14 protein-coding genes and 1 tRNA gene are annotated in these 17,524 nt (G+C 63.5%); 8 read left to right on the top strand and 7 right to left on the bottom strand.

Going from position 1 to position 17,524, the window contains the following annotated elements; genetic code table 11:
- Window positions 1-81: 81 nt before the first annotated feature.
- Both MLD24_RS14885 and MLD24_RS14880 read left to right on the top strand, forming a co-directional pair.
- Complete coding sequence (locus tag MLD24_RS14885; RefSeq protein ID WP_248167536.1) at window positions 82-1,428, top strand: acetyl-CoA C-acetyltransferase; 1,347 nt, start codon at window positions 82-84, stop codon at window positions 1,426-1,428.
- A 149-nt stretch (window positions 1,429-1,577) separates the two neighbouring features.
- Window positions 1,578-1,654: transfer RNA gene (locus MLD24_RS14880), tRNA-Met, on the top strand.
- 198 nt (window positions 1,655-1,852) lie between these two features.
- Here MLD24_RS14880 and MLD24_RS14875 read toward each other — a convergent pair.
- The 5 genes from MLD24_RS14875 to MLD24_RS14855 form a co-directional block, all read right to left on the bottom strand.
- Window positions 1,853-2,488: an FMN-binding negative transcriptional regulator gene (locus MLD24_RS14875; RefSeq protein WP_248167535.1), complete on the bottom strand. Its 636-nt coding sequence runs from the start codon at window positions 2,486-2,488 to the stop codon at window positions 1,853-1,855.
- Window positions 2,489-2,544: 56 nt separating this feature from the next.
- Window positions 2,545-5,142 carry a CHASE2 domain-containing protein gene (locus MLD24_RS14870; protein ID WP_248167534.1) on the bottom strand — a complete coding sequence of 866 codons (2,598 nt, stop codon included), beginning with the start codon at window positions 5,140-5,142 and terminating at the stop codon, window positions 2,545-2,547.
- 38 nt (window positions 5,143-5,180) lie between these two features.
- Complete coding sequence (locus MLD24_RS14865) at window positions 5,181-6,839, bottom strand: FecR family protein (protein ID WP_248167533.1); 1,659 nt, start codon at window positions 6,837-6,839, stop codon at window positions 5,181-5,183.
- 1 nt (window position 6,840) lies between these two features.
- Window positions 6,841-7,563 carry a response regulator transcription factor gene (locus tag MLD24_RS14860; protein ID WP_227171661.1) on the bottom strand — a complete coding sequence of 241 codons (723 nt, stop codon included), beginning with the start codon at window positions 7,561-7,563 and terminating at the stop codon, window positions 6,841-6,843.
- Window positions 7,564-7,758: 195 nt separating this feature from the next.
- Window positions 7,759-9,912, bottom strand: a complete 2,154-nt coding sequence (locus tag MLD24_RS14855) for a DNA topoisomerase III (protein WP_248167532.1) — start codon at window positions 9,910-9,912, stop codon at window positions 7,759-7,761.
- A 250-nt stretch (window positions 9,913-10,162) separates the two neighbouring features.
- Between MLD24_RS14855 and MLD24_RS14850 the strand changes: the two genes are divergently transcribed.
- Both MLD24_RS14850 and MLD24_RS14845 read left to right on the top strand, forming a co-directional pair.
- Entirely contained in the window at window positions 10,163-10,495 is a 333-nt protein-coding gene (locus MLD24_RS14850) for a BolA family protein (RefSeq protein ID WP_227171659.1), read from the top strand.
- Window positions 10,496-10,505: 10 nt separating this feature from the next.
- On the top strand, window positions 10,506-11,129 hold the full coding sequence (locus MLD24_RS14845) for an L-threonylcarbamoyladenylate synthase (protein WP_227171658.1): 624 nt from the start codon (window positions 10,506-10,508) through the stop codon (window positions 11,127-11,129).
- 31 nt (window positions 11,130-11,160) lie between these two features.
- On the opposite strand, the gene MLD24_RS14840 is transcribed toward MLD24_RS14845, so the two are convergent.
- A complete protein-coding gene (locus tag MLD24_RS14840; RefSeq protein WP_248167530.1) occupies window positions 11,161-11,796 on the bottom strand; it encodes a hypothetical protein in 636 nt (211 codons plus the stop codon).
- Window positions 11,797-12,004: 208 nt separating this feature from the next.
- On the opposite strand from MLD24_RS14840, the gene MLD24_RS14835 reads away from it, so the two are divergent.
- The 4 genes from MLD24_RS14835 (at window position 12,005) to MLD24_RS14820 (ending at window position 16,197) form a co-directional block, all read left to right on the top strand.
- A complete protein-coding gene (locus tag MLD24_RS14835; RefSeq protein WP_248167529.1) occupies window positions 12,005-12,421 on the top strand; it encodes a hypothetical protein in 417 nt (138 codons plus the stop codon).
- A gap of 402 nt (window positions 12,422-12,823) precedes the next feature.
- Complete coding sequence (locus MLD24_RS14830) at window positions 12,824-13,750, top strand: MbnP family copper-binding protein (RefSeq protein WP_248167527.1); 927 nt, start codon at window positions 12,824-12,826, stop codon at window positions 13,748-13,750.
- A gap of 12 nt (window positions 13,751-13,762) precedes the next feature.
- Window positions 13,763-14,959, top strand: a complete 1,197-nt coding sequence (locus tag MLD24_RS14825; protein WP_248167525.1) for a methanobactin export MATE transporter MbnM — start codon at window positions 13,763-13,765, stop codon at window positions 14,957-14,959.
- Complete coding sequence (locus MLD24_RS14820; protein WP_248167524.1) at window positions 14,956-16,197, top strand: hypothetical protein; 1,242 nt, start codon at window positions 14,956-14,958, stop codon at window positions 16,195-16,197. The genes MLD24_RS14825 and MLD24_RS14820 overlap by 4 nt, the downstream gene beginning before the upstream one ends.
- On the opposite strand, the gene MLD24_RS14815 is transcribed toward MLD24_RS14820, so the two are convergent.
- On the bottom strand, window positions 16,161-17,390 hold the full coding sequence (locus MLD24_RS14815; RefSeq protein ID WP_248167523.1) for an MFS transporter: 1,230 nt from the start codon (window positions 17,388-17,390) through the stop codon (window positions 16,161-16,163). The genes MLD24_RS14820 and MLD24_RS14815 overlap by 37 nt on opposite strands.
- Window positions 17,391-17,524: the final 134 nt, after the last annotated feature.

Below are 17,524 nucleotides of genomic sequence, written 5' to 3'. Positions count from 1 at the left end.
AGGCCTGCCAATGAGGCGATGCGGGTGGGCGCTAGACTGGCTGCTATCTTATTCGAACGTTTCCAAACGCAGGACTTGATCATGGCTCAAAGCAAAGGAACGACTTCCCGCAAGGCATCCACCTCGAACCGCCGCCAGACATCGGCCGCCAATGGGACGGTGCGCCGGGTGGCGATCATCGGTGGCAATCGCATTCCGTTTGCCCGCTCCAACACCGCCTACAGCAAACTGAGCAACCAGGAGTTGTTGACCGCCACCTTACGGGGACTGGTGGATCGATTCGAGCTCCAGGGGCAGCGTCTCGGCGAGGTCGTAGCGGGTGCCGTCATCAAGCACTCGCGTGATTTCAACCTGACCCGGGAGGCAGTGCTCAGCTCCGGTCTGGCCCCGGAGACCAGTGCCTATGATATCCAGCAGGCCTGCGGGACTGGCCTTGAGGCGGCGATTCTGGTGGCCAACAAGATTGCTCTGGGCCAGATTGACTGTGGTATTGCCGGCGGCACTGATACGACCTCGGATGCCCCGATCGGTCTCGGTGAGGGGCTGCGTGAGATTCTGTTGGATCTGAATCGCGCCAAGACCAACGGCGAGCGTCTGAAAATTCTCAGCCGGTTCCGGCCCAGCCACCTGGTACCCACGATTCCCGAGAACGGTGAGCCCCGCACGGGCATGTCGATGGGAGATCACTGTCAGGTGACCGCGCACGAGTGGGCCATCCCCCGTGACGAGCAGGATCAGTTGGCGGTGGAGAGTCACCACAAGCTGGCGGCCGCTTATGATGAAGGCTTTTTCGACGATCTGGTCACCCCGCTGGCGGGTCTCGACAAAGACAATATCCTCCGGCCGGACTCCTCACTGGAGAAGCTTGCCGGTCTCAAGCCCTGTTTTGATCGCGACAATGGCACCATGACCGCCGCCAACAGCACGGCCCTGACCGATGGCGCGTCCTGCGTGTTGCTGGCCAGTGAGGACTGGGCCAAGGCCCGCAATCTGCCGGTGCAGGCCTACCTGACGTTCTCCGAGGTTGCCGCGGTGGATTTCGTGGAGAAGAAGGAAGGGTTGCTGATGGCGCCGGCCTATGCAGTACCCCGCATGCTGGAGCGTGCCGGCCTGACCTTGCAGGACTTCGATTTTTACGAGATTCACGAAGCCTTCGCAGCCCAGGTGCTGTCGACGCTCAAGGCCTGGGAAGATCCGGAGTTCTGCCGGCAGCGCCTGGGACTTGAGGCGCCGCTGGGCAGCATTGATCGCGCCAAAATGAACATCAAGGGCAGCAGCCTTGCCACCGGACATCCGTTCGCCGCCACCGGTGGACGAATCATCGCCACCCTGGCCAAGCTGTTGGAGCAGAAGGGCAGTGGCCGTGGTCTGATCTCCATCTGCGCGGCCGGCGGGCAGGGGGTGACGGCAATCCTCGAGCGCGATTGACCGCGTCGCCATAAATAAATGGATTCTCCACCAAAAAAGCTTTGACTTTTGCCGGGTTACTCCTTAATATGCGCGTCCTCGATGGGGTGACGCCTACCCCGAATCAGCGCAAATGCCGCTGGCTCACAACAGGGCGAGACAAGTTTTGATGCGGGGTGGAGCAGTCTGGTAGCTCGTCGGGCTCATAACCCGAAGGTCGTTGGTTCGAATCCAGCCCCCGCTACCAATTTGAAAAAAGCCGGTCTCTGACCGGCTTTTTTCGTTCCAGCTTGTGGCGTTATGATCGACCCTTTATTTGTGCCAGCCGGGGCGGGTTGCCGCTGCAGAAGGTGCAGCTGAGGCGCTTTTGCTCCCGGCGTTATAAGTTCTGAATGCTTCTCCTGCGATCAACCCTGCTTTCCTGCAGTGACTGCTTTACCCGCAATCAGTTCTCATCGGCCATCACCCGAGCCATCTCGTGGGCATTGCTGCATGGTTCCTGGTTCAGACCCGCCATTACCCCGGCGTGATTCTTCTCTGGCTGATTCTGACTGGCCTTGGTCTTGCCGACGAGGGTGTCGATGGTAATCTCGATGCCGACAATGTTCTGCATAAGCCGGTTCGTAAAGGCCTCCGGTGCGTCACTGAGCTGCCAGGGAGTGCTCCTGTGGCGCTCATGATGATCGGTGAGCTGACTGAGATGGTGGCGGAGCCAGGATGGATCGGTGGTTGCTCTCGCCGGGCCCTCTGCATGTATTGCCAGGTAGTTCCAGGTGGGAACAGCTCTGCCGTGCTCGGCCTTGGTTGGGTACCAGGATGGCGAGATATAGGCCTGAGGACCCTGAAAGACTACGAGCACCTTCATCTCGGGGGCCAGTCGCTGCCAGACCGGATTATTGCGGGCGACATGGCAGGCAAGCCTGACCGGTCCTCCTGAGGGTGGTCGGTCGAGCAGGAAGGGCAGGTGATTGGCCTCAATGCCCTGGCTGTCCGCCAGCACCAGAATGCCAAAGCCCAGTGTTTCGATATGTTCCAGCAATCGGGACTGGTCGTTCTCTTGAAAATGCTCCGGCACATACATCGTTAGTAGGGTCCTTATGTCGCTAGTGTCCTTGAGTCACTAGGGTCCTTGAGTCACTAGGGTCCGTGCGGCAACGGATTGGCAACCGGCAGCCGAATGGTGAAGGTGGAGCCGTGGCCGACGCTGGATTGCACCTCGATCTGGCCGCGATGTTTTTCCACCACCACGTGAACGAACGACAGGCCCAGCCCTGCACCGCGATTGCCTGACAGCTCGCTGCTTTTCTGCCGACGGTAGCGATCGAACAGGTGGGGAAGTTCGTCCGGGGCAATGCCGCAGCCCTCATCGCTGACTGTGAGGCAGGCCTGGTGGCCGGCTTCGAACACCTGGATGGTTACGACGGAGTTGGCTGGGCTGTACTGCACCGCGTTGGTCAGCAGGTTGATCACGGCCCGTTCCAGCAGTTCCGGGTTGCCGTTGAGCCACAGATCCTCACTGCCCTGCAGGGCCAATCGGATACCTTTGTCGAAGGCCTGTTCGCTGACGCTGTCCCGGGCGTTCTCGACAATGGCCAGAAACTCGCATTCATAAAAGCGGGTTTCTGAGAGCTGCTCCGCCCGGGCCAACTGTACGAACTCTTCCGCCAGCTGGTAGCTGCGACGGGCCAGGCGACCCAACTGGTCGAGCTGTTCCGGCTGGATTTCGCTGGGATTGCGTTTAAGTTGTTCGATCAGCGCCAGCTGTGACACCAGCGGCGAGCGAACGTCGTGGGAGATGAAGTCGATGGCCTCGCGGTGCTGGCGCTGTTGCTCCCTCAGCTCGGAGATGTCCGAGATATTGGCGATGATGCTGTTCTGGGCAGTGTCGTCAATTTCAAAGGGGGCAAAGTGGATCAGGAAATCCCGCCCGTGCACCCGCAAATCCACCGTCCGGCTCTGACGCTGGGTCAGGGTTTCGGACACGGTTTCCTGCCAGGGCGGGTTGTCCCTGGGGTCGTGGCCTTGCAGCAACCTGGCCAGGGGCAGGCCGTCGAGGCTGGGGCGGGGCTCGTGAAACCACTCTTCGATATGACCGTTGGCGAACACAATCACCCCCAGCTCATCCGTCACAATCACACCGTCGGGCATCCGCTCGAAGCTCTCACGGATGAACTGCTGCATGGTGTTCATGCGCTCGGTGGCTTGCCGCACCCGCTCGATGCGGGCGGAGATGTTTTCCTTGGGCCCGGCGATGGGTTTGGGGGTGTAGTTCGGGTCGAGTGTCAGCCGGCGGAGGTAGCGTTGGCTGGCGCCCCGGCCGAGGTTTTCCGGCAGCTTGAGCCCCAGATCAAAGGCCTGGTCGCCGCGCACCAGTCGTACCCAACTCTGGTTGTTGGTGTGCACCCATTGCCCCGGAGCCGTCAGTGGTGGCCGCTGGCTGGCGTCCAGATTGTGGGCGTTGAGGGTTTCCGCTGACTCCGCGTGGGCCAGATACCAGCCATCAGGAGCCAGCAGGGCTTTCAGTTGGTCCAGCAGGGTCGCCGGGTGACGGGTCGCAGGTTCTGACAGTGACAGCTGTGGGCTGTGGCCGAGCTCGTCGAGTTGCCGGTTGAGGAAACGGTTGGTCATGGCCAGCCTGCGGGCACTCCAGACCGGAAACGCCAGTATCGGCACCAGCAGGCTGTTGGCCACCGGCAGCCACAGTCGGGGCCCCAGCAGAAACAGTGCAAAGAGCCCCACCAGCATGGCGGTTAGCGCAATGGTGAAGGCGACGGTCTGGGCCGGTCTCAGGCGTGGCAGGGTGAGGGCGACACCAACCAGTACCAGCAGGCAGAGCAGGTTGGGAACCAGCTCGGTGACCGGGTGGATCATCGCGTCCTGGGTCAGTGCCGAGTAGCTGTTGGCGTGGTATTCCACGCCCGGCATTGGCCGGGCAAGGCTGGAGAATGGCGTCGGCAGGATGTCGCCGAAGCCGGAGGCGGTGGCGCCCACGAACACCGTCTTGCCCTGGAACAGGCCCGGTTGCGGAGGCTGGCTGAGGACGTCGGCGTAGGAATAGGTGGGAAAGGTGCCGGCACCGCCGGCCAGTGGCACGGCGACGAATTGCGCCCGGACATTGACGTAGGGAGCGGCGTTGCCGGCATCTCCGGGTTCTGGGCCGGGCCCCTGGCCCTGAAGCTGCGCCGCCGCCAGCGCCAGGCTGGGCCACAGCGACCGCCCCAGGCCGTGGTAGAGGTAGAGCCCGCGGGCCAGACCGTCGGTGTCCAGCTCGACGTGAGCGTGGCCCAGTGCCGCCGCCGCGCCCGCCAGTCGGGAGGTCGGCAGGTGCTCGGCAATGGGATCATCCTCCGCTGGCGGCGACAGGTGTACGGGCAGTACCACCCGACCGTGATTGCGCAGGGCGTCGGCCAGGGCAAGATCATCCGCCGAGGGTTCCGGAAACAGCACGTCAAACACCACGGCGTCGGCGCCGGCCGCGGTGAGCTGGCGCACCAGTTCGGCGTGGCGCCGGCGGGGCCAGGGCCACCGGCCCAACTGGTCGAGGCTGTGCTCATCGATGGCGACAATGGCAACGTTGGGGTCTGCCGCCAACGGTGTGGTGGTTATCAGCGCATCGTAGAGCCAGAAATTGATGCGCTGGGGAATGGTGGTGGTCTGCAGCAGCAGTAGGGCTAGAAGCAGAGACAGGCTGAGGGTCCAGAAAGCGTTGCGTTGCGGAAGCCTGTCTCTCGTCATGTAGCGTGGGTATCGAGCGGTGTGAGTGTCAGCACGAGCTATTCGATAAACAGCTCTCTGCCCGGCCCCCATCGGCTGGCCAGCGGGCCGTCAGACAGGGCTTTGAGTCTGACAAAATACCGTCTACCGGGAATCAAGCGCAAGGCTGCAGTGGTGTCGTCCACCGAGGCTTCCTTGACGATGTTGCGGAATTCGGGACCTTCTGCCAGTTGCAGAAGGTAGCCGGTGGCGGTATCCACCGACTGCCAGAAGATGCGCACCTGGCTGTCGATGTAGTTGACGCTGAGGATGCGTACTGGCGGCAGGGTGCCGTTGATCACGAACTGACGCGCGTCACTGCTGGCCACCGAGTTGCCGCCGGCTTCGGTCACCACCCGCCAGTAGTACTGGCCCGGGCGCAATGGCTTGTTGGCCAGGGCAGTGCTGTCCGGCGCCCACTCGCTGGTGGCGATCAGGTTGCTGAAGTCCTCGCTGCCGGAGATCTCGACCCGCGCGACTTCGTTGCTGCCTCGATACTGCCAACTGAACTCCGGCATGTCGTCATCGATGGCAGTGCCGGTTTCCGGGCTCAGCAGTTGGGCGGCGCGGGCCTGCAGGTCGATGTCGACGGTCTGGCTGGCCGGCATACCGGCAATGCCGCGGGCATCGAGGGCCGCGACCTGGATGTCGTAGCTGCCGTTGTCGAGATAATCCAGGTTGTAGGTGGTCTGGCTTACGGTGGTGCTCTTGAGCCACTCGCCGCTGTCGGTGTCAAAGACATCAACCTGGTAGCGGCTGGCGCCATTGTCGGCCCAGCGCAGCTCCGCCGGCAGGCTTTGCAGGTTGGGTGGCAGGGATTCCGCCTGCGGCGCCGGAGGCAGTCGACGGATCTGGACCTGGCCGGGGCTGGTGCTGTCGACGGATGCGCTGTATCCGGCCGGGATATTCTGGGGTTGGCCATGGGGGCCAAAGGTCACCGTACCTTCGGTAACCTGCAGCGCCGTCATCCCCGGACGGGATTGCATGGCGAAGACCGTGCCGCGCACAGCGGCGACCGCAGATGGGGTTTCCACCTCAAAGCGGGCACCGCCTTCCAGCAGCGGTTCCACCTGGGTGCTGATGCCGCCATGGTCGAGACGCAGACGAATGTCCACCATGCCGGCCTTGCCGTACTGGGTGAGTTTGTTGAAGATCAGCCGTGAGTTGGGGCTGATGCGGATCACCGAGCCGTCGGCAAGTTCCACGGTGGCGTTACCATTGCGGGTGACGATTTCATCGCCGGCGCGAATCAGGCTGTTGACCGAAAGTGGGCGCTGACGTCCGTCGCTGGCGGAGACCACGCCGACATTGCCGCTGACCGCGAGGGCTCTTGCCGGATCGGGCTGCTGTTTGAGCCAAGCCAGGGGAATACGCAGGGTGTCGCCCTGGGCGAGCCGGGCATCCGGTGTCAGCTGGTTGTGACGCATCAGTTGGCGGGCGGTGTAGCGCTCCTTGAGCAGCTCACTCACCAGCGTATCCAGTTGCTCGCCGGCTTTGAGGGTATACAGCCAGTCGGTGCCGCGGGGCGCTGGGGCCGCATTGGTGGCGCCCTGCACGTTTGAGCCGCGGGCAATGGACCACTCTGCCAGCAATGGTCCGGCGGCCAGCATCAGCAGGCTACCCAGCAGGGTCAGGGTGGCAACACGTGATCGATTCCAGGACGCCGACTTGGCGGTCATACTAGCTCTGCTCAGGTTGTACCGTGGGCTCCCCTGATGCCGGATCGAGCGCCTCCAGGCGGTAACCGCGCTGGTAAATGGTCTTGATCCGGAAGCCATTGTCCGGATTCAGGCCCAGGCGTCGGCGCAACCGACTCATGTGGGTATCCACGGTGCGTGTGTTGATATCCCTGGTCAGTCCCCAAACCCTTTCCAGCAGCATTTCTCGAGTCAGCAGCCGGCCCTGATTCTGAAACAGGAACAGGGTCAGGTCGAAATCCTTGTCGGTCAGTGTCAGCGTTTCCCCGTGCAGGGTGATGGTCCGCTGTTGTGTATTGATAGTAAATGGCCCGAACTGGAGACTCTCCCGTTCGGACTCTGGGCCCGTGCGCCGGGCCAGAGCGTTGATTCTGGCCAGCAGCTCCGCCTGGCGGGCGGGTTTGGACAGATAGTCATCCGCGCCGGCGTCCAGCGCCCGCACGATGTCCTGCTCGCTGTCCCGCTGGGTCAGAAACACCACCGGGATACGCCAGTTGAGCTGCGCCCGCACGTTCTGCAGCACATCGATGCCGGTCATGTCCGGAATCTGCCAGTCGAGGATCAGCAGATCGTAGCTCCGGTGCAGGACCGAACTCAGGAACGCCTGACCAGTGCCAAACGCCTCACAGGCGTGGCCGTTCTCGGTCAGCAGGGCCTGGATATGCTGGGCCTGTTCCTGCTCATCTTCCAGCAGAGCGATGTGCATTGTTGTGTCTCCTGTTGCTCGTCAGGCCGGTGGCCGGCGCCGTCGTATGGACGCGGGTGCCCTCAGCCTGACTGTATTCTGACAAATTGTTACTTCCGGGTCAGTTGCAAAGTGTAGAGTTGCGTTAAAAAGCGCGTCCAGCTTGCTGTAGCGCAATCTTTTCAGCCCCGGCCCGGGGAGCCAATGGAAGGCTTCTCAGGATGGTTGTGGCAGTGCCGGCTTGCCATTGTCGTCACTGACGGTCTGGCGGCAGGCCGGGTAGTTGCTGCACCCCCAGAACCAGCCTTTCGGACCCTTGCGACGCACCAGTGGCGAGAAACAGTGGGGGCAGGGGATGGGCCGTTCACCGGTGCCGTCCTGGGGCTGACTGTCTTCGATGGGGCGGGTGCCCCGGCAGCGGGGAAAGCGGCTGCAGGCGTGGAAACGGCCAAACTTGCCCTCGCGAATCCGCATGGGTGCCCGGCATTTCGGGCAGTGTACCGCAGTGCCGGTCTGGTCGCCCTCCGGAGCCAGGGGAGTATTGAGGTATTGCTGGATCTGCTGTTTCAGTTGCTCCAGAAACTGTCGTGGATCGCCTTCGCCCTGACGGATCTGGTCCAGGGTGGCTTCCCAGGTGGCGGTCATGTCCGGTTGGGTGATGGCCTCCGGCAGCGCGGTGATCAGGCTATGGCCTTTTTCCGTGGCCTTGATGTGGCGTTTGTCCCGGTGCAGGTAGTCCCGCTTGAACAGGGTTTCGATGATCGCCGCGCGGGTGGCTTCGGTACCCAGGCCATCGGTGTCCCGTAGGGTCTTGCGCAGTTCGGCGTCGCTAACGAAGCGGGCGATGTGGGTCATCGCTGACAGCAGGGTGGCGTCGGTAAAGTGCTGCGGCGGCTGGGTCATCCGTTGCTTGATGTCGGTGCTGTCACAGATCACCGGGTCGTCTTCCTGCAACCTTGGCAGTGGCGCCTTTGGCGATTCGCCCCGGGCCTCCTGTTGGCGCAGCTCCAGGGTTTTCCAGCCGGGCTCTGCCACGGCGGTTTCGGTGGCGCGGAAGCGGTGGTCGCCGATCGCCAGGGTCAGGCGGCCTTCCCGGTGAACCGCGGCCGGGTAGAACTGCATCAGGTAATAACGGGCGATCAGGTTGTAGACGTTCTGCTCCGCGTCTGTCAGCCGTGATGCCTGCACCACCCGGGCGGTGGGAATGATGGCGTGGTGGGCATCCACCTTGGCGTCGTTCCAGGCGGCGGAGCGGCGGCTGGCCTCGGCACCGGAGACGGCATCTGCCAGGTTGGGCTGTACCCGGCCAATCGCCTGCATGACTGCAGGGCCCTGGGAGAAGTGTTCCTCCGGCAGGTAGCGGCAGTCGGAGCGCGGGTAGGTAATCAGCTGATGGCGCTCATAGAGGGCCTGTGCGGTATCCAGCACCGCCTTGGCGCCCATGCGGAACTGCTTGCCGGCCTCGATCTGCAGCGCCGACAGCGACAGCGGCAGTGGCGGCGATTCCTTGCGGTCGCGAAAGCGGGATTCGGTGATCCGGCCCGGCCGGCCCTCCACCTCGCTGGCGATGGTGCGGGCGATGCCTTCGTCCAGCAGCCGGTCTTCTTCGTCGAGGTGGTCCCGGTAGCGCTCATCCGGCAGCCAGCGGGCGGCGAAGATGGGGCTGCCCGGCTCGGTATCGAGGTGACGCACCAGTGCCTGCAGCCGATAGAACGGTTTGGGTTCGAACTCGGCGATGGTCTTGTCCCGCTGCACCACCAGCCCCAGCACCGGCGTTTGCACCCGACCCACCGAGTAAACACCGCTCTCGCCCTGCTGTTGCCAGGACAGGGTGTAGAAGCGGGTCAGGTTGATGCCGTACAGCCAGTCTGCCCGCTGTCGGGCCAGCGCCGAGTGGGACAGACGACGAAACTCGCGATTGTCCCGGGGGCTGGCGAGGGCCCGTGCGACAGCTTTGGGCGTGAGGTCGTTGATCAATACCCGCTCTACCGGACATTGGGCGCCAAAGTAGCGCAGGACCTCATCAACCAGCAGCTGGCCCTCGCGGTCCGGGTCACCGGCGTGGACGATGGTGGTGGCCTTGCGGATCAGGGCGCCGAGCACCTTCAGCTGTTGTCCGACCGATTCCCGGGGGCTGAGTTGCCACTGCTGCGGAAACACCGGCAGCTCGTCCAGGCGCCAGGCCTGCCAGCGCGGGTCGTAGCTTCCCGGTTCTGCCGGCTCCAGCAGGTGGCCGATGCACCAGCTCACCGTCACCCGGTCTTCGCCATTGCCACAGCGCAACCAGCCAGGGCCTTTCTCCACCGGCCCGGGCAGGGCGTCGGCGATGGCTCGGCCAAGACTGGGTTTTTCGGCGATGTAGAGGCGCATGGGCGTAATGGACCAGGGTAAGGACGGATTGGCTGGCTGCCGATCCGTGCAGCGATGGCGAAAACCGCGCCATTGCGCCGTTCACGGGGGGATCGGAAGCTGTCTGGGGGAGGGAAGATGGCCTCTTGGCCGGAAACTGTCAAGCCGGGAAGGGGGCCGCTGTAGTAGACTGACGGGAAGAGCGTAGACTAACCCGAACACCGATCGGGTGAATGATTTAACTGAGTTCGAGGGAGGAGGCAGACGGTCCATGTCCGTTCAGCAGACCATCGAAGAGAAATTGCAGCAGGGTTTTGACGTTCAGGAGCTGAGCGTCGAGAACGAAAGCCACATGCACAGTGTACCGGCCAACTCGGAGACCCATTTCAAGGTGACCCTGGTGTCCGGGGCCTTTGCCGGTCAGGGCAAGGTCAAGCGCCACCAGGCCATCTACCGCCTGCTGGCGGAGGAAATGGCAGCAGGCGTCCACGCCCTCGCGCTGCACCTGTATACCCCCGACGAATGGGCGGCCCAGGATGGCGTGTCACCGGCATCGCCAAACTGTATGGGTGGGTCCAAGCGCGATCCGGCCTTCAAGGAATAGGGCAATCATTATGAGTCAGTTTTTCCAGATACATCCGGAAACCCCGCAGAAGCGGTTGATCAACCAGGCGGTGGAGATTCTTCGCAAAGGCGGGGTGATTGTCTACCCGACCGATTCCGCCTACGCCATTGGCTGTCACCTGGGCGACAAGCAGGCGGCGGATCGCATCAAACGGATTCGCCGTCTTGACGACAAACACAACTTCACCCTGGTGTGCAGTGACCTGTCAGATATTGGCACCTACGCCAAGGTGGGCAATACCCAGTACCGTCTGCTGAAGAATTACACCCCCGGGCCCTACACCTTCATTCTTGATGCCACCAGCGAAGTACCGCGCCGGCTGCTGCATCCCAAACGCCGCACCATCGGCTTGCGGGTGCCGGACAACGCCATCGTGCAGGCACTGCTGAGTGAGCTGGGCGAGCCGATCATGAGCAGCACGCTGATCCTGCCGGGGGAATCGGAGCCGCTGACCGACCCCTACGACATCCGGGATACCCTGGAGCATGAGCTGGATCTGATCATTGATGGCGGTTTCTGCGGGTTGGAAGCCACCACGGTCGTCAACATGCAGGACGACGTGCCGGAAGTCACTCGGGTTGGGAAAGGGGACCCTGCGCCGTTCCAGAGCTGAGTCATCAGCCGTTGCCGGGGAGTGCGGCGCTTCAGGCCCGGGTATTCAGGCTGTAGCCCGCATCGGCTAGCTGACCGGCGGCTTCCAGTTGCTGCGCGCTGACGGTCTGGCGCAGTTTGTCATAGCGGTGCACCAGATCGTTGAGACCGTTGAACTGCTGGTTCTCGCTGACCAGGGAATCGAGGAGGGGGTTGTTGACGCCGTAGGCCTGATTGAGCTTCAGCGCGGTGTCAACGAAGGCCACCGTCGGCTCCTGGGTGCTGAGTCGCTGGAATGCCTCGCGAAAGCCGCGGTTGTTGTTGAGGTCCTGCTCAATCTGCTGGCGTTTTTCCGCCGGAATGGCCGCCTGTAGCTGCAGCCGGCCATCGTCGCCCCTGCTGACGGCAATCCGGGTGCCGGGGTGGATGCCGTACTCGGCAACTTTATGCCGCAACGTTTCTTTGACGAATCCCGAATCCTCACTGATGCTGGTCTTGTACTGGGCGATGGCCAGCTTGCTGGACGCTCGCGGCAAGGGTCCGCCGGTGAGGGTAACGTCGTCCTGCGGCGATTTGTCGCGTTCCGCGCCTTTGGCCTCGGCCGGTGCGCTGGCCTGGGGCTGGGTACGCTGGCTGGCGGCCTGCTGCAGGCTGGCGCTCATCCGCGCCAGGGATGTGAGTAGGGACACGGCAATTGTCCTCCGGTGTCGACGGAAATCCTGCCAAAAAACAGTACTGAGAAGGGTTTAAGCAAACTCCGTGCCGGCCAATTCCGGGGGAGCTGGCGCCGCCGGCCGACGGTTGCTGATGGCCGGTGGTTGTGGCTTAATCCGCTCATTATTCCAACCCTGAACGGTTTGTCCCTGAGTGGGCGGCCGCTGAATGGACAGCCGTGGCATGGAATCGCACTCACACACACCATTGCTTAACCGACAGCGTCTCTGGCTGTTGCTGGTGTTGTGCTGTTTTCTGGTCCAGAGCCTGGCTCCCAGGGGCTATATGCCCATGGCCCGGGACGACGGGCTGCCAACCCTGGGCTTTTGTGGTGACCCCATCCCGGGGGCCACGGAACTGTTCAACCTGGCGGACTTCGCCGCCGCCCCGTCCGACGCCCCGGCAGACCCGGAGCACAGCCAGACTCACTGCCTGTTCTCGGTGGGCGGCCAGGTGGCGGCTTTGGCGGCCCTGCCGGTGTTCTCTAAGCACGCCGCTGGCCAGTCTCTGCGGCTGCCGCCAGCGTTTCATCAAAGCGCCTCCAGGCCGGACCGCCTGTTGCCGGACTGCCGGGCGCCACCTGCCATCCTGATTGCCTAGTGTCCCGTCTGGTTAATTCGTTGACTTACTGAGCCACTGACAACCCGAAGAGCTAGGCGTGCTGGTGAAGGTTTGGTGGTTCCAAATCGAGACAGTACAACGACGCTATTCGGGTTGTCAGTGGCTCCCGAAGGGCTTATCTCTGAGGGCTCTGAGCCTGTGTTGCCACTGTTTGATGTGGAACCACCACATCGGCACAGCGGCGCCTTGGTCAGAACCCTCAGAGACAAGCAGTAAGTTAACGAATTAACCAGACGGGACACTAGTCCGAACCCTGCTTGTGTGTGGGTTCGCCATTGCCCGTGTGTTCGCCAATCTGCCGTTTAAGCCGCCCCGGCTCTGGGGTTTCAGGCCTGGCGGCGCTGGCGACGGGCCAGAAAATCAAAGCATCAGGATAACCCAATGAAAAAAATGACCTTTGTCCACGCCATTTGCCAACCATCTGACGCTGTCCGAGGCCGCCTGCCGGTTACCGCTGCGCTGGCGCTGGCCGGTACGCTCGCGGCCTGTGGTGGTTCTTCATCGTCGTCGTCCGACGATCGCGGTCCCACCGACACCACTGTGTCGCTGCCGTTTGAAGCAGTCTACAACAGCAGCAACGACCCGGTGACCTGTGACGGTACGCTGAGCGGACTGGGTGCCGGGGTGGATGTGCAACTGGAAGATTTCCGGCTTTACCTGCACGACGTCCGGGTAACCACCAGCCAGCAGCGTGAGCTGCCCCTGACCCTGGACGATACCCTGTGGCAGGGCAGTGGCGTGGCGTTGCTCGATTTCCGCGATTTCGTCTCCTGCGGCACGGTGCCGCAGACGCCCAACACCGACGTCACGGGCACCGTGGCGCTGAACGAGGGTGAGCGCATCGACGGCGTCCAGTTCAAGATCGGCCTGCCGGAGTCGCTCAACCACACCAACCTGGTAGATGCCGCCACGCCGCTGAACGTGCCGACCATGCACTGGAGCTGGCAGAGCGGTTACAAGTTCATGCGGCTGGATGTCACCGTTGCCGGTGGCGACGATTTCAAACTGCACCTTGGCAGTACCGACTGTGCGGGTGATCCGGAAGCCGGTGACAGCGTGAGCTGCGACCGGGGCAACCGGCCCGAGGTCCGGTTCGACACCTTCACACCGGGCCAGGACACCATCGTGATCGACTACGCGGCGATGGTGGCCACCGCATTGGATGGTGTTGACGATGGTGGTGCGCCGGGCTGTATGTCCGGGGTCAGTGATCCGGAGTGTGCGGGGGTGTTTGCCGCTCTGGGGCTGGATCTGGCGTCTGGGACACCGGATTCCCAACTCAACCAGGTGGCTTTCCGCCTGAAGTAGGGGAACCGGACGATGCGGCGCTGTATCCGTCGCCATCGTCGACCATGGCTGAACATGGTGCTGGCGGCTTGCGGGCTGCTGGCACTGGCCGGCTGTGGCGGCGAGGGCGAAACCACGTTTGACGACCAGGGGGCCACCGCCACCGCGTTCGACTGGCGCCTGCCAGCCGGCACGCCGTTACCGCTGGAGCCCCTGGACAATCCCATGACCGAGGCCAAGTTCCAGCTTGGTCGTCACCTGTTCTACGACCGTCGGTTGTCCGGCAACGGCACGCAGGCCTGTGCCGACTGTCACTTGCAGGCTCAGGGGTTCAGTGACGGCCTGGTCACGCCCACGGGCTCCACCGGCGAGGTCCATCCCCGCAATGCCCAGCCGCTGCTGAACGTGGCCTACCATGCCACGCTGACCTGGGCCAACCCGTCGCTGCTGACGCTGGAACAGCAGATCCTGGTGCCGCTGTTTGGTGAGACGCCGGTAGAGCAGGGCATCAACGACGACAACCTGGAAACGGTATTGACGCGGCTGCGGGACGAGCCGGTGTACCCACCGCTGTTCGAGGCGGCTTTCCCGGGGCGGGGCTCAGTGATTGACATGGCCGCCGTGGTCAAGGCGCTGGCGTCGTTTGTGCGCGGTATGGTGTCGTTCGATAGCGCCTTTGATCGTCATGAGCGTGGGGACCTGCAGGCCCTGGACGCCAGTGCACGGCGGGGGCGGGCGCTGTTTTTCAGCGAACAGCTCGAATGCTTCCACTGCCATGGCGGCTACCACCTAAGCGATTCCACCCTGGATCGCACCATGAGCTTTATCGAGCGGCCGTTTCACAACACCGGGCTGTTCAACATCGGCGGTCGCGGTGATTATCCGGAGGACAACCAGGGACTGTTCGAGATTACCGGTGATCCTTCCGACATGGGCAAGTTCCGTGCTCCCACCCTCCGTAACATCGCCCTCACGGCGCCGTACATGCACGATGGCAGCATGGCGGATCTGGCTGAAGTCATTGAATTCTACGCCGCCGGTGGGCGCCAGATTGCCGTTGGCCCCGAGGCGGGCGATGGCCGCCAGAACCCGTTCAAGGACAGCTTTGTGAACGGCTTTGAGCTGCGCCAGCAGGATCAGGAGGATCTCATCGCTTTTCTCAACAGCCTGACCGATTTCAGCTTCATCGCAGACCCCCGATTCTCCAATCCCTGGGAGGCGACCCCATGACCACACCCGTGTTCTCCATCCTGTCCAAACGCCGCTGTCGACGCGGTCGCCTGGTGGCTGCCATGGCTCTGGCGCTGCCTGCCGTGGCAACGGCTCATGGCATCGTGTCCAGCGAGCGGGAGGATTCCCCGCTCAGTGTTGGCGCTGGTGTCTCCGCCAGTCATCGCTGGGATTCGGTGATTGCCGACAGCGGCCGCTGGCAGGTGCCAGGCGTGCTGATGGGCGGCGAGGCTCTGGGCTCGGAGCAGGGATTTACCCTGGATGCCGCCAGCGTCCAGCTGGACTGGCGCGCCGGGGAACGGACCCATGTCCGGCTGGATATCGGTTCCCACCATGCCGGTGAGATCGAACTGGAAGAGGCCCTGGTGGGCTATCGGCTGGCGGACTCGCTGGGCCTTCAGATCGAGGCCGGCCGCATGAAAGCCCGGTTCTCAACGGAGAACCTGAGCCACGCCTACGCCCGGCCCTTCAGTGACAACAACCTGGTGTATGACGCCTTCTACGGCGGCCACGTTGTTGATGAGGGCGCGCGCCTGATGGTGACGCCCTGGGCGGGAATCACCCTGGGGGTGGAAGGCTGGCGCGGCAGCCAGTTCCCGGCGACGGCGGGAGACGATGGCGGTGCCCGGGATGTGTTCCTGCACTGGCGCTGGCAAGATGGCGCCTGGCAGGTGGAGCTGGGCACCTGGGCGCAGTGGGCGGAGGCCCGGGACCGGAGCGACAGCCGCTACACCGGTGGTCACAGTCACGGTGGTGATAGTGACACCGCCGCCGATGCGCTGCGGTTTGATGGTGACCAGGACAGCCAGGGGGCCGGGGCAAGGCTGGCCTGGCAACGTGGTGACTGGTCTGCGGGGCTGGCCGCGGAATTTGTTCAGGTGGATGTGTCCGGTACGCTGCGGGATACAACCCGCCAGGCGGCGTTGTCAGGGGATTACCGGGGCTGGTGGTTGCAGCCCGAGTTGCGCTGGCGGCGTCAGGCACTGACCTTGCGTTACACCAAACTGGTACTGGACAACCATCTGACCGGAGTGGCCGGCCCGGATCTGGCGGCCGTGGCCGGACTCAATCACGCCGGCCATGACCCTGACCAATGGGCCGTGAGCTACCGCTACCAACTGCAGGACGGCCTCGGCCTGCGGCTGGAATGGACCCGCAATCGTGCCACGGCGGAGCCGGTCAATTACCTGGCGGCCGGGCTCTACTGGTCCGGCGCACTCTGGCCGGCGGGTAACTGATCCAGTCGGCGTCCGGACACGGCCAGCGCAACGACTGCCACACCACCACAACCGCCGGCGATCAGCATCAGCGTGCTGTAGCCGGCAACCTCCGCCAACAGACCGCCGGCAACGCCGAACAGACCGGCCGCCACCACCTGCAGCGACGCCTGCACGGTAAAGTCGGTGCCCTCCCAGCCCCGCCGGCACAGGCTCATCATCACCGCGAACAGGGCCACGGTGGAGGCACCATCGGCCAGCTGCTCCAGCATGCCGATGGTATAGACCCGCAGCGGGTCCGCACTGGCCTGATCCACCAGCGCCCAGCCGGCGATGGTCACGGCCTGGGCCAGCCCGGCTGCGAGCAAGCTGCGGCGGCTGCCCAGCATCTGATACAGCCAGCCACCCAGGGCTGCGCCCAACAGACCCACCAGCGATGTCCAGAGCGTGAATTCGCCAATTGCCGTACTACTCCAGCCGCCATCGGTCAGCAGCGGGCGAATCATGCCTGAGGCCAGGGCGTCCGCTACCTTGTAGCTGGCCATCAGCCCCAGCCAGGTCACCATGCCGGGCATACTCACCAAGCCCATCAGGCCAGCCTGCCAACCGGATTCACTGTCCTGGCGAGGCACCGTCTGTGTCAGCAGCCGACCGTTGCGGATCGCCAGAAACAGCACCACCAGCAGTAGTGCGGGCATCAACACCGCCTGGGTTGTTGGCAGCACATCCGCCAGTACCAGTAACAGCGCACCTCCGGCCAGCATCCCCACCTTGTAGCCTGCCACCTGGAGGGTATTGGCGTACCCGCGCCAGCGCGCGGGCAGGGCGCGGACGGCGAGACCGTCGGTGACGATGTCCTGGGTGGCAAGCAGCAGGTTGATGGCCAGTATCAGCATCAGCACCGGCGCCATGCCCGGGCCTGATGGCGCAATGCCATAGAGGGCGAGGGTGGCCAGCAGCAAGGCGGCGGTCAGTTGCAGGACGCCCACCCACCGGCCCGGTGGGCTGCCGTGCTGAAGCCGACGATCCACCATCGGTGCCCATAGCGCCTTCAGCACCCAGGGCAGGGCCAGCAGCTTGAGTGCGCCGATCCAGGCCAGATCGACACCGGCCTGTCGCCAGAACACTGGCAGGGCATGGGCGAACAGCCCGGAGGGCAGGCCCTGGGCGATGTAGAGCGCCAGCAGTACTGGCATCACGGATGAGGTTGGCATCGGATCACGGGTCTGGTGTGGGGGAGACCGGCATAGTCAGCAATAGCGGTGTTCCTGGCAAGGGCGTTGGGAGTATTGGTTGGCAAAAGTGGCATCGACCACTGGACAGGGACCGATTTATTGATCTACTGTAA

This window comes from Marinobacter xestospongiae (genome assembly GCF_023156385.1).
Taxonomy (GTDB): Bacteria; Pseudomonadota; Gammaproteobacteria; order Pseudomonadales; family Oleiphilaceae; genus Marinobacter; species Marinobacter xestospongiae.
Note: the sequence above shows the minus strand (reverse complement) of the source record. Positions and strands in the feature narration are given on the sequence as shown.